The following is a 12,024-nucleotide window of genomic DNA, read 5'->3' as shown; positions in this document are numbered from 1 at the left end:
GCGAGGCGTTAGAACAGTTCGTATTTTCTACTGAACTTCTTTCTACCTTAACTGCCTAAATTCCTGAACGATGAAACCCACTTTCACTTTGCTTATTGCCTGTCTGTGCTACTCAGTCAGTTGGGCGCAACCGGCTGTGCAAAAGCGCATTCAGACCCAGCTCATTACGGCCGATAATGGTAGCGTGATCAACCTAGACTCGGGTACGTTTACGTTCACGGGAAGCCTGTCGATGGAAGACAAAAAACGGATCGTTATCCGTGGGAAAGGTATCGACAAAACCGTTCTTAGTTTCAGAGGGCAGACTGATGGTGCCGAAGGGCTACGCGTATCGAATGCGGAAGAAATTGTCATTGAAGACATGACCATTCAGGATACGAAAGGCGATGCCATCAAGACGATGAACGTAAAGGGCATCACGTTCCGCAACGTCAAGGTGGAATGGACCGGGCCGCCTAGTCCGGAAAACGGTAGCTATGGCCTCTATCCGGTGCAGTGCGATAACGTGCTGATCGACAAGTGCATTGCCATTGAAGCGTCTGACGCGGGTATTTACGTGGGTCAATCACGGAAAATTGTGGTCAGGAACAGCATAGCCCACCATAATGTAGCCGGAATCGAAATCGAAAACTCGCGCGATGCCGATGTATTCGATAATGAAGCCTATGACAACACAGGCGGCGTGCTGGTATTCGACCTGCCCGATCTGGTGCAGAAACAGGGTGGTAACATACGGGTGTTCAACAACTACGTACACGATAATAACCTACCCAATTTTGCCCCGGCGGGAAATATCGTGGCGAGTGTGTCGGACGGAACGGGCTTGCTGATTCTGGCGACGAATAACGTAGAGGTGTTCAACAATCGCTTTATTCGCAACCAAACCATGGGTACGGGAATCATCAGCTATCTCATCACCGAGCGCCCCCTGACCGATAAAGGCTATTACCCGTTTCCGACCGCTATTTCCATTCACGACAATGTTTACGAGCGAAACCCCGGACCACCTAGCTCACGCGGGCGGTACAACAGCATTTTCAAGGCGGTGCTGAAAGAAGGTCAGGCGGTTCCGCATATTCTGTACGACGGCATTGTTGACCCAGGTACGTTAGACAAAGCAGGTAACCCCCTCCCTGACCGGCGAATCTGTATTCGTAATAACAAGAACCAGAGCGTAGTGAATCTCGATGCCGGACGTGGGTTCAAGAACGCCTCACTCAATGCGGTTCCCTTCGATTGCCAGTTAGCTCCCATCAAACCAACGGCTTCTAAATGACCGCCCATAGCGCTTACAAGTACCTGACTGTCGCCTCGTTGCTGGCCGCCATCTGGTTCGTGTCGGCCGGGTGGCGAACGGTAGCTATTTCTGAAAAGCTGAGCGACTATGGGTTTTTCGCCGGTAATCCTGCTAATCAGAAACCGGTGACCGGTGTAGTACCCTACGCGCTGAATACGCCGCTTTTTACCGATTACGCCGAGAAACTCCGATTTGTGAAACTGCCAGCCGGGAAGACGGTTACCTATAATGACTCGGCTGTACTGGCCTTTCCGGTGGGGACTACCCTGATTAAAACGTTTTATTACCCCGTCGATTTCCGAGATCCGGCTAAAGGTCGGCGACTGATCGAAACGCGGTTGCTGGTGCATCAGCCCGAGGGTTGGAAAGCGCTGGATTATGTCTGGAACGACGAGCAAACAGATGCTTTTCTGGAAGTAGCGGGCGACACAAAAATGGTGAGTTACATCGATAAAGCAGGCGCAAGTCGTCAGCATCCGTATGTCATTCCAAACCTGAACCAGTGTAAAGGATGCCATAACCGAAACGAAACCATGACGCCCATTGGCCCGTCGGTCCGACAATTGAACGGTAATCTGACCTATGCTTCCGGTCCCGAAAATCAGTTGACTCACTGGCAACAGCGTTCTATGCTGACGGAGATGCCTGCGCTGGAAAATTGCCCGAAAGCACCCATCTGGAATGATCCAACTACAGGTTCGCTCAATGACCGGGCCCGAATTTGGCTCGACATCAACTGCGCGCACTGCCACAATCCGAAGGGACCGGCCATGACCTCAGGGCTGAACCTCAGCATGTCGGAGAAAGACCCAACAGCTATCGGATTGATGAAAACGCCCGTAGCCGCCGGGCGCGGATCGGGGGGACGATCGTATGACATTGTTCCTGGCAAACCCGACGAATCAATCCTGATTTACCGCCTTCACTCAACCGACCCCGGTGTGATGATGCCCGAATTAGGCCGAAAAACAGTGCATACCGAAAGTCTTGCCCTACTGCGCGACTGGATCAGCACGTTGCCTTAACACGCTCCCCCCCCGGATACGGGACAAACGAACAGCATCCGGGGGATGTAAGCAACTAATCAGAAAATGAAATTGGTGCTCAGAAACACCGATTTATGGTCACCTACAATCTCGTTCAGGATTTCTTTATTCGTAGGCGTATCTTTTGTGGCCACCGCCGACCGGATCGAGAACGACCGAATTGCATCTTCGACCGACAGCGTACCCTCGGCTGAGTCTTTACGACCGGTGAAGGGGAACGTGTCCGGGCCACGCTGGCATTGGGCGTTGATATTTACACGACTCACCAGATTGACCAACGGATCGATGAGCGCCGCGATCGCCGACGTATCGGTGCCAAAAATGCTGGCCTGCATGCCATGATCATCGCTGATGAGGTACTCGATGAACTCGTTTACATCGTCATATGCCACCACAGGAACCACCGGTCCAAACTGCTCATCGCGGTATAATTTCATCCCTTCTTTAACCGGGTAAACTACCGCCGGCCGAAACAGCGACGCCTCGGTTTGTCCACCGCCTTCGTTCATCACTGAGGCTCCCTGCGCCTCTGCATCCTGAATATAGTCCGTCAGTTGCGCGGTTTTGGCTGCTTCGGGAAGAGGCGTGATCTGTGCTCCTTCCGCCCATGGCATACCGGGCTTTAGCGCACTCACTGCCGGACAGAATTTTTCCAGAAACTGATCGACAATACTACGGTGTGCCCAAATGATTTTGATGGCCGTGCAACGTTGCCCGTTAAAGGAAAGAGAGCCTAGCAAACATTCCTGAACAGCTACATCCAGGTCGGCATCGGGCAGAATAATGGCGGCGTTTTTAGCATCCAGGCTCATGACCGACCGCAAACGGTTCAGTTTCGGGTGTTGCCGCTGCAACTGATCGGCCACCCGACTCGACCCAATCAGCGTCAGTACATTCACCTTTCCCGACTGCATCACGGGCGGAATCACATCGGCTCCGCGTCCGTAAAGCGAATTCACCACCCCTTTGGGAAAACTGGTACGGAACGCTTCCAGCATCGGGTAATGCAGCAACGAACCGTGTTTAGGTGTTTTGAACAGGATGGTGTTCCCCATCAAAATGGCCGGAATCAGCGTAGTATACGTTTCGTTCAGCGGGTAGTTAAACGGCCCCATCGACAGCACCACGCCCAGCGGCGACCGGCGAATCTGGCCGATAATGCCTTCTTCGATCCGAAACCGCGATGAGTTACGATCCATCGTTTTCAACACATCAATGGTATCATAGATGTACTTCACCGTGCGGTCAAACTCTTTGGTCGAATCAGCGAGATTTTTACCGATTTCCCACATAATGAGGTTGATGACCAACGTGCGCTGCAACAGCATTTTCCCGATAAAGGCTTCCATGCAGGCAATACGGTCAGCTACGGCCATTTGGGGCCATTCACCCCGGCCGTTATCGTAGGCTGCTACAGCTGCCTCCAGTGCAGCCATCGCTTCGGCAGGCCCGGCAACGGGATATGAACCCAGCAGTTGCCGTTGCAACGTACCTGACTCGTCGGGCACACAAACAGGTGAATACACCTCAGAAACCGCACCTGTCCAGGGTTTCATGTCGCCATTGAGCAGGTATTCGCGCTGATGGATGGGCTCAATGCGGTACTGAGCCGGAATGTGAAGAGAATTTGGAGGAAAAAGAGCAGACAGATCAATGGTGGTCATCTTACGTTGACGTTTGTTCAGCCGCAAAATTGCCGATTATCCCGACATCAAAAGGGAATCATTAGTAAAGGGACAAAAAAACTTCATGGTACTATTCTTGCTATACAATATATGTTCATTTATAGGTACGTGCCAAACAGATTTAAATCTACTGAACGGTAGTTTGAGGCGTAAGAGCCGGGATTTTCGGCTAACCATTTAATATATAATGAAATGGATGACCTACCCCAACTGGCCAAATGTATTATTTTTACATAACCATCATATGATCATATAATTATTAATTTATTCTCAATCTGTACCTCAACGCTTGCTTGCCTGCTTACCAGTCTGTGAAAAAAAAAACGGTATCCAACCTGCCTGAAACTTCTTTAACCCTCGTTATCGTCAGCTCCTGCCCAGAAGTCTGGGGCGGCAGCGAAGAGCTTTGGGCACAGTCGGCAGTCAGGCTGTCCGGGGCAGGTCATCAGGTTCATGTTTATAAAACCAACGTCGATTCTTCCCATCCCCGTATTCAGGCCCTGCGGTTGGGCGGATGCACGGTTACCGACCTTCACCAGTTGCTCCCCTGGCCTGTTCGGCTTCGAAACAGACTGCTTCCCAACCGGTGGCGATATGCCGGGCACCGGGCCAGACAGGTACTACAACGGGCCCTATCAACGATTAGTCCCGACCTCACCATTGTGGCGCAGGGCAATAATTTCGACGGCACTGAATACGCCGACGCCTGTCGTCAGGGTGATTTTCCTTATGTACTAATCGCCCAGAAAGCCGTTCATTTTTTCTTTCCGCAAGATGTTGATCGGGCAAAAATTCAGGACGCGTATCGTGCGGCCCGTTACTGTTTTTTTGTTTCCCGCCACAATCAGGCGCTGACCCGACAGCAACTTTGCCTGCCACTGCTCAACTCGGCGGTGGTAAATAATCCGGTACATATATCGCTACAACAGGCAACATCACTTCCTCCGGCCCCTACTCACAACGGCGTGTTCAGGCTGGCTTGCGTGGCCCGGCTCGATGTGCTGGATAAGGGGCAGGATCTGCTACTCAACGTACTAAGCCTGCCTGCATGGCGGGCAAGGCCTATTCAAGTCACCTTTTTCGGAGACGGTCCTCATGCAGTGGCCTTGCAGGAACTGGTGGCGTTTCTGCATCTCGAAGATCAGGTACGTTTCGGTGGGCTAACGAATCCGGCGGCGATCTGGAAAACGCATCACGCCCTGGTTTTGGCCTCACGCAGTGAAGGATTGCCGCTTGCCATGGTAGAAGCCATGCTTTGTGGTCGACCGGTCATTGCCACCAACGCCGGGGGCATTGCTGAATTACTAACCGACAACATAACCGGTTTTCTAGCAGAAACACCTTCTGTAGCAGCCCTCAACGAAGCCCTCGAACGGGCCTGGAACCGGCGGGACGAGTGGGAAGACATGGGCGGTGCCGCTGCCCGGCACGTTCGGGAAGTGGTGCCCAAGGATGTCGTGGATTCATTTTGCCAGCAGCTTTTGCAAATAATTGAGCAACAACCAACTACTCAACGTTATGAACCAACCTCTAATTTCAATCATCATTCCAACCTATAACCGGGGGCATCTGATCGAGAAGGCTATACAAAGCGTGTTGGCCCAGACTTACCGCAACTGGCAACTAATCGTTTGCGACGACGGGTCTACCGACGATACGCACGCCCGGCTGGCAACCTATGATACGATCGAATATTATTACCAGTCAAACGGCGGTCAGGCATCGGCCCGGAATGGTGGTCTTCGGCATTGCCGGGGCGAGTACGTAGCATCACTGGATTCAGACGACGAATGGCATCCCAACTTCCTGACTGATGGGGTGGCCATGCTGGAAAAACATCAGCTCGATTTCGTGTTTATGAATTGGCAAACCAGTAAGGGAAGCGACGGATACTCCTCTTACTTTATGTTGCCTAAACAGCGGAAACGCTACTGTACGCTCGACGACGGTAAATGGTGGATTTTGAACGCGGCCCAAAACCGACGCCTGATGGTAGAGACCTGTCCATGCCCTTCTTCCTCGCTCATTATACGGCGGAGCTCCTTTCCGGTGGCCTGGAATGAGCAAATGCGCATTGCCGACGACTGGTGCATGGTGCTCGATATGGTGATCAACCGGGCCTGTCGGTCAGCTTTTTCGCCCAAGCCACACTGGACCAAGCATATTCACGATACCAACATCTGGGATTGCCAGGACCACACGGCTATTATTCCGGATTTGGGTTTTCATGACGAAAAAGTACTTGTCGACCGGTTTCAGCAGCAGCTCACTCCGGTTGAAAAGCGAGTATTCAGGCGGCGATTGGCCATGCATCACTTCAACTTCGCCTATTTTAGCTGGAAACAGTCGGTCAAATCGACCAGCATCGTACGCCATCTGGGCACTGCACTACGGTTAGCGCCCTTTGCCGTTGGCCTCACCCTGGCCATATGGGGGCAACAACACGTACGTAAACGGTTTTCGGTACCTCCATCCCCCGAAACATAAAATCGGTGATGGCCTAGCGCCCGGCCAGCTTCCTCACCATCAGCCTCACCACTGCTCCCAGGTCTCGCCAGGTTTGTGGACTGTGCGTACCAAACAGCAACAGATGAAGCAGCAGCAACACACCATCTGCCGGGTAGGTCAGTGTTTGGCCAATCAGAATCGAAAGAGGAAAAAGCAGGGTATAGTATTCGTTCAGGATAATTCGTTGGTTGGGGGCCAGTACCTCAGGCTTTAAACCCCACAAACGCCACCGACCAGCTTCAAGAAGTCCATAGAACAGGAGCGCCACTAGCGGAATGGGCTGATTCATCAAAAGAAGCAGCGCTGTGAACGTCAGGCCTTCGATCGGAAAAATAAGCAACCGACCTACTTGCCGGGCTTTTTGTTCGCCTAACCGGGTAACGTAGGTGTCGATACCAGCCTGCCGATCGGCGGCTACATCGCTGAGTTGATGCCAGAGAATATTACGCAGACCGCACGCTAGTGACCAGCCTCCTACGGCCAGCCACCACCCTACCGGAACCGTTTGCCGGGTGGCGTGGCTCAGAAAGGCAATAGTAAGCAGTTGCGGAAACAGATGTGCACCCGAAGCATCGGCAAGAACACCGGCAAAACCCCGGATTTTGAGTCGGGCAGGTGGAATAGAATAAAGTGAATAAGCCACCCATGCACCGAGATAACAAAAACTGATAACCGGATCAAGTGACCAGAAGTAATACCCAAACCCCAGGCCAATGCCTATACAGAGTGAGAGAGCAACCCCCACAAAACCAGCCGATTTGCCAGATAGCCGGTTCACTTTACCCGCTGCCCGATCAATGGCCCGATCAGTCCAGTCGTTCAGGATACTGACGTATACAGCGCCGATTGCCAATGCTAGTAGTAACAGCCCGAGGGTGGAAAGAAATGGCCACAGCGGCAAACGTGACAGACTAACTGTAGCGTAGGCCGTTGCCAGAATCGGTGACAGCTTATACCCCCACCACTCACCAGCCCGGCCCAGCGATTGTAGCCGATGACCAACCCTACGGATGGAAAAAGTAGATATCTGGTCGCTCATGGGTAGTCATTCAGTCGATAAAACATTCCGGTGTTGCGAAAAGACGGAAGAAATATAAAACTTGCAACATATGATGGAAACTATTTATAATGCTTCTTCACCGCTACAGACACCCCGCCGGTTTCTGACCGACATTCGAGCCGATCTGCGGGTTGTGCATCAGGTTGGCTGGCAGTTGTTCAGGCGCAATCTGAAAGTGCAGGTACGTCAGAATATGTTGGGCTATGCCTGGCTATTGCTTCCTTCGCTGGTAACGGGGTTAGTCTGGATCTATCTGGGCAAGACCAGGGTGTTGAACATGACCAGTTCGTCGGTGCCATACCCAGTATTTGTGTTATCGGGCCTGTTTTTCTGGCAAAGTTTTGTTGAAGCGCTAAACTGCCCGCTGCAACAGTTGCAAACGGCCCGGCACACCATTGCAAAAGTTCGGGTCCCGCACGAAGCGTTCATCGTGGCTGGCATTGGCACTATTCTGTTCAACAGCTTTATCCGCTTGCTTTTGCTTGGCGTTGTCTTGCTTTGGTTCGGCATATCATGGCATTTGCCCATGCTACTGGTACCGGTTGGGCTGGGTACGTTGATCGTATTTGGGCTGGGGCTGGGTTGCCTGCTGGCTCCAATCGGTATGCTTTACGCCGACATTTCGAGTGCCCTGCCTGTGGTACTCAACCTTTGGTTTCTGATTACACCGGTGGTATACACCCCGCCCGCTTCAGTGGCCCGCTTCATTAGCTGGAATCCGGTTGCACCACTGCTTACTACTACCCGAAACTGGCTATTAGCTGGCAATTGGCCATCAGCCCCGGCCTTTGGCCTCGTAGCAACTGGTGCCGTGATCCTGCTTATCGTTAGCTGGCTCATTTACCGACTCGCCAAGCCTCACCTGATTGTGAGGTTATAATCCTATAGTAAGTACCCAATCCACTCAACAAATACGTATGTCATCTATCTCTTCATTAACAAAAACAATTTTACGAACCTCCGCCCGGCGTGTTACCGGGCTGGTGCGGGCAATCAGACAACCCAGCGAACCGATTCTGTTTTTATACGGTGGCCGCACCAAACACTGGCCGGGAATGGGCCGGACATTGTATGAGCAGGAACCCGTTTTCAAGCAGACCGTGCAGACATGCTGCCAGTATTTTCTTGAATTTACGGGTGAGGATGTGCTTCCTAACTTTGAAGGGCCGCTTGATAATGACTTCTTTGCCGGTGGCAATCGAGTGGCCTTTAGCATTTTAACCATTCAGTTAGCCTTGACCGACCTCTGGGCAGCCAGGGGCATTCGTCCCGACGCTACGCTGGGAGTTAGTCTCGGCGAATTCGCGGCTGCCTATGCGTCGGGAGGCTTAACCCTGCGGGATGTTATCCGCATTTGTTCGGCTTGGAAAACGGCCAGCTATCTGGAAGACAAAGCCTATCTATCACTGTTTGTTGGCTGCCCGGCTGAACAGGCTACAACCCTGTGCCGAAACAGTCCGGTTAAACTATGGGTGGTTTACCAGACCAGCCAAGGCAGCGTCATTTTGCTTTGCCGGGAAGAAGACAAACTACAGGCTACTGCCTATCTGGACGCAAACGGGGTTGTGTGGCAACATCCATTTCCGGATACAACTCGTCCTTTTCATACGTCGCTGTTCAGAAATCATCACCAACTTGTTTGGAACCAGCTTAGTCAGATCGAGTTAAAGCCGCTACAACTCGATTTCTATTCCTCGACAAAAGGAAAAAAAATCCCCAGGCACACCGTCATCGACCCAACAATGTGGTACGAACTCCTTTGTTCGCCGGTGCTGTTTTATTCGGCTATAGATGACGCATTGAAAGACGGCTATACTGCCATGACCCACGTTGGGCCCCACCCTTTCGTTAGTGGGAGCGCCAGTAAAGCGGCCTTCAGTCTACCCGATCGAGTGAGACTACATGATTCGATGCGCAGCGGCACCGACGAACGTCAGCAGTTTCAGGCTACCTACCAACGGCTGAAAAGCCTGATTCCCATTAAGAGACGTTCCATGTTGGTCATTGGCCGCAACCGTGGGCACAAACCGGTTGATGTACTGGCTGACCTAAATTTACAGGCCCAGTCTACCATTGAAAATGCCCCGGCGGTGTACGACTATTTACAGGTGAACCATCGGGTCTGTTTTTTACCCTGGCATAAGGCATGGCTGGTGCTGCGACATGAAGATGTGAACTACGTGTTGCAGCAACCCAATCTCTTTTCGAATAGCCCGTATCGGGAAGTAGATCCTTTTTTACTTGGAGCTGATTTACCCGACCACACTACGATTCGTACGTTGTTGAAGCCCTTATTTTCACCATCGGCGCTGACCAGCTTGCGGGAGCATATCGCCAATGATGTTAATCACAGGCTCGACGCACTGGTAATTCGGACCGAGTTTGATGTGGTGGGCGAACTGACGATACCGCTGGTTCAGTCGGTAATGGCTCACTTTATGGGCCTTCGACCGATGGAAGCCGAATCACTGCACGGTTCGCTGACCGGCCACTTGTACGGCATGGGCTACCTCAGCGACCTCGAACGCTTCTTTACCTGCTACATGCAGCAATTGCCAACCCAGGGCGATCAAGCGATGGGTGCGTTGCTGATGCATCAGGTCAGAACGGAGCAACTCCCCCTGGCAGCCGCGGTCAGTCTGATGCGACTGATGTGGGCGGCAGGTACGTCTACAACCAGCATCCTGCTCACCGACCTGGTCAATACACTGGTGCGGCAACCGCAGTTAGCCAGCCAGTTACGAAACGATCGTTCCCTCATTCCTGCATTCGTAGAAGAAGTTATTCGTCTAAACCCTCCCGAGTCGGTCTTGTGGCGAGTGGTGACCCAACCAACCATACTGGCTGGTCAGTCGCTGGAAATGGGTAGCCGGGTCATGGTTAGTCTGCTGGCGGCCAATCGCGATCCGGCTGTTTTTACTGCCCCCGGCACGTGCAACCTTACGCGTCCGGCAAAGCGAATCCTGTCATTTGGGGGCGGAATGCACCATTGCCTCGGAGCCGGTATTGCACGGTTGCAGGCGCAGGTAATGGTCGAGGCTGTTCTAGACCGCATGCCTGGCATTCAGCTTGTTGAGGCGCCACCCGTTTATTATCCATCTACCAGCCTGCGCGGGTTGGCCCAACTGGTTATCAGGCCCTCCTAACCAATCTCCCCGTTTTTTTGCCTTATCCAATGAATACCAGCTCACCGATTCTGTCTGTCGATTCGCTTTCCAAAAAATTCAGCACGTCGTTCCGCCGTTCACTGCTATATGGCGTACAAGATATTGCGCGGGATATCAATCCGTTTCGGCATAGGCTGTCCGGTACAAGCGACCAATTGCGCAAAACCGAATTCTGGAGCCTGCAACATATTTCGTTCGATCTCCGACGGGGCGAATCGCTGGCTATTGTGGGTGCCAATGGAGCAGGTAAAAGCACGCTGCTTAAAATTCTGAATGGCCTGATTAAACCTGATGCTGGTCAGGTACGTATCCTGGGTCAGGTTGGGGCACTAATTGAGTTGGGAATTGGCCTCGACCCGGTGCTATCGGGCCGCGAGAATATCTTTCTGCGGGCCGCTTTGCTGGGTATGTCGCGGCGGCAGGTTTATCCGCTGATGGAGCAAATCATCGATTTCACGGGCCTGGGCGATGCCATAGAAAGGCCGGTTCAGTTTTACAGTTCGGGCATGACCTCACGACTTGCCTATGCTGTGGCCGCCCACCTGAACCCTGATATTCTGCTGGTTGACGAGGTGCTTGCCGTTGGTGACATCGACTTTCAGAGAAAATGCATCAATCACATGCAGAACTACCTGTCGGCAGGTGGGTCAATCATCCTTGTTTCGCACGCTCCCTATCACATTCAGGCCGTTTGCCAGCGGGGTATCCTGCTCGAAAAAGGGCAAATCACCTTTAGCGGGAGTGCCACGGAAACCCTTGACCGGCATTTTGAGCAGCAACTCAGGCGTACTTCTGTTGGTTCTGTATCCACACATCACGCGCTCAGTCAGGAGCGGCCCGTAGCCATCAGTGGGTTGGCGGTTCAGCCAACCGGAGCCATTCTCATTCAGCCTGGCAGCGAAGTACAGATTACCCTGACCTACGAATCGTTGCTAACAACGGACAACAGTTGCTGGGGGTTTTATATCTGGACAAGCGATGGCGCTACCTGCATCACCGGCGCTTTCTGCCTGGATGGCACCCCAATAAAAAAAGGCACGCATACACTAAGTTGCACGGTTCCGCAACTCAGCCTCACGGCCGGCGATTACCTTGTTAAAGCCGCCATTGTGGAGCGCGACAGTTTACAAGTCATCGCCCATATGGGGTGGGAGAACGCCCCTGTTCGATTACAGGTCCACGAAGTAGCCAGTTTGACCAAGAATTTTCAGTTTATGGTGCAGCAACTGGTCAATATCGACGTGGAATGGGCTTATTAATC

At 52.5% G+C, this 12,024-nt stretch carries 9 protein-coding genes; 7 read left to right on the top strand and 2 right to left on the bottom strand.

All coding sequences use genetic code 11. The features are described from left to right. The first annotated feature begins 70 nt into the window (after window positions 1-70). Together ACAW87_RS05455 and ACAW87_RS05450 are read left to right on the top strand one after the other, a co-directional pair. Complete coding sequence (locus tag ACAW87_RS05455; protein ID WP_370722146.1) at window positions 71-1,276, top strand: parallel beta-helix domain-containing protein; 1,206 nt, start codon at window positions 71-73, stop codon at window positions 1,274-1,276. Beyond that, window positions 1,273-2,322, top strand: coding sequence for an SO2930 family diheme c-type cytochrome (locus ACAW87_RS05450; protein ID WP_370722145.1), 1,050 nt, complete (start codon window positions 1,273-1,275; stop codon window positions 2,320-2,322). The genes ACAW87_RS05455 and ACAW87_RS05450 overlap by 4 nt, the downstream gene beginning before the upstream one ends. 59 nt (window positions 2,323-2,381) lie before the next feature. On the opposite strand, the gene ACAW87_RS05445 is transcribed toward ACAW87_RS05450, so the two are convergent. Next, window positions 2,382-4,007, bottom strand: a complete 1,626-nt coding sequence (locus ACAW87_RS05445) for an aldehyde dehydrogenase family protein (RefSeq protein ID WP_370722144.1) — start codon at window positions 4,005-4,007, stop codon at window positions 2,382-2,384. Window positions 4,008-4,339: 332 nt separating this feature from the next. On the opposite strand from ACAW87_RS05445, the gene ACAW87_RS05440 reads away from it, so the two are divergent. Together ACAW87_RS05440 and ACAW87_RS05435 are read left to right on the top strand one after the other, a co-directional pair. Further along, entirely contained in the window at window positions 4,340-5,587 is a 1,248-nt protein-coding gene (locus tag ACAW87_RS05440) for a glycosyltransferase family 4 protein (protein WP_370722143.1), read from the top strand. Beyond that, a complete protein-coding gene (locus ACAW87_RS05435; RefSeq protein ID WP_370722142.1) occupies window positions 5,547-6,515 on the top strand; it encodes a glycosyltransferase family 2 protein in 969 nt (322 codons plus the stop codon). Before ACAW87_RS05440 ends, ACAW87_RS05435 begins: the two co-directional genes overlap by 41 nt. Before the next feature lie 13 nt (window positions 6,516-6,528). On the opposite strand, the gene ACAW87_RS05430 is transcribed toward ACAW87_RS05435, so the two are convergent. Then, the gene (locus ACAW87_RS05430) at window positions 6,529-7,575 is read right to left on the bottom strand and encodes a UbiA family prenyltransferase (protein WP_370722141.1); all 1,047 of its coding nucleotides are present in this window, start codon (window positions 7,573-7,575) and stop codon (window positions 6,529-6,531) included. Window positions 7,576-7,645: 70 nt separating this feature from the next. On the opposite strand from ACAW87_RS05430, the gene ACAW87_RS05425 reads away from it, so the two are divergent. The 3 genes from ACAW87_RS05425 to ACAW87_RS05415 are packed head-to-tail and all read left to right on the top strand — an operon-like array spanning window position 7,646 to window position 12,022. Continuing rightward, window positions 7,646-8,476: an ABC transporter permease gene (locus tag ACAW87_RS05425; RefSeq protein WP_370722140.1), complete on the top strand. Its 831-nt coding sequence runs from the start codon at window positions 7,646-7,648 to the stop codon at window positions 8,474-8,476. 37 nt (window positions 8,477-8,513) lie between these two features. Next, the gene (locus tag ACAW87_RS05420; protein WP_370722139.1) at window positions 8,514-10,742 is read left to right on the top strand and encodes a cytochrome P450; all 2,229 of its coding nucleotides are present in this window, start codon (window positions 8,514-8,516) and stop codon (window positions 10,740-10,742) included. A 29-nt stretch (window positions 10,743-10,771) separates the two neighbouring features. Then, the gene (locus ACAW87_RS05415) at window positions 10,772-12,022 is read left to right on the top strand and encodes an ABC transporter ATP-binding protein (protein WP_370722138.1); all 1,251 of its coding nucleotides are present in this window, start codon (window positions 10,772-10,774) and stop codon (window positions 12,020-12,022) included. Window positions 12,023-12,024: the final 2 nt, after the last annotated feature.

Origin of the sequence: Fibrella aquatica (assembly GCF_041321135.1) — a bacterium.
In the GTDB taxonomy this organism is placed as follows: Bacteria; Bacteroidota; Bacteroidia; order Cytophagales; family Spirosomataceae; genus Fibrella; species Fibrella aquatica.
The sequence above is the reverse complement of the archived record's forward strand: the minus strand, read 5'-3'. Positions and strand labels throughout refer to the sequence as shown.

Excerpts from the sequence above, each read along its gene's own strand:
- ACAW87_RS05455 (WP_370722146.1), top strand. The coding sequence starts at position 71 with ATGAAACCCACTTTCACTTTGCTTATTGCCTGTCTGTGCTACTCAGTC.
- ACAW87_RS05450 (WP_370722145.1), top strand. The coding sequence starts at position 1,273 with ATGACCGCCCATAGCGCTTACAAGTACCTGACTGTCGCCTCGTTGCTG.
- ACAW87_RS05445 (WP_370722144.1), bottom strand. The coding sequence starts at position 4,007 with ATGACCACCATTGATCTGTCTGCTCTTTTTCCTCCAAATTCTCTTCAC.
- ACAW87_RS05435 (WP_370722142.1), top strand. The coding sequence starts at position 5,547 with ATGAACCAACCTCTAATTTCAATCATCATTCCAACCTATAACCGGGGG.
- ACAW87_RS05430 (WP_370722141.1), bottom strand. The coding sequence starts at position 7,575 with ATGAGCGACCAGATATCTACTTTTTCCATCCGTAGGGTTGGTCATCGG.
- ACAW87_RS05425 (WP_370722140.1), top strand. The coding sequence starts at position 7,646 with ATGATGGAAACTATTTATAATGCTTCTTCACCGCTACAGACACCCCGC.
- ACAW87_RS05420 (WP_370722139.1), top strand. The coding sequence starts at position 8,514 with ATGTCATCTATCTCTTCATTAACAAAAACAATTTTACGAACCTCCGCC.
- ACAW87_RS05415 (WP_370722138.1), top strand. The coding sequence starts at position 10,772 with ATGAATACCAGCTCACCGATTCTGTCTGTCGATTCGCTTTCCAAAAAA.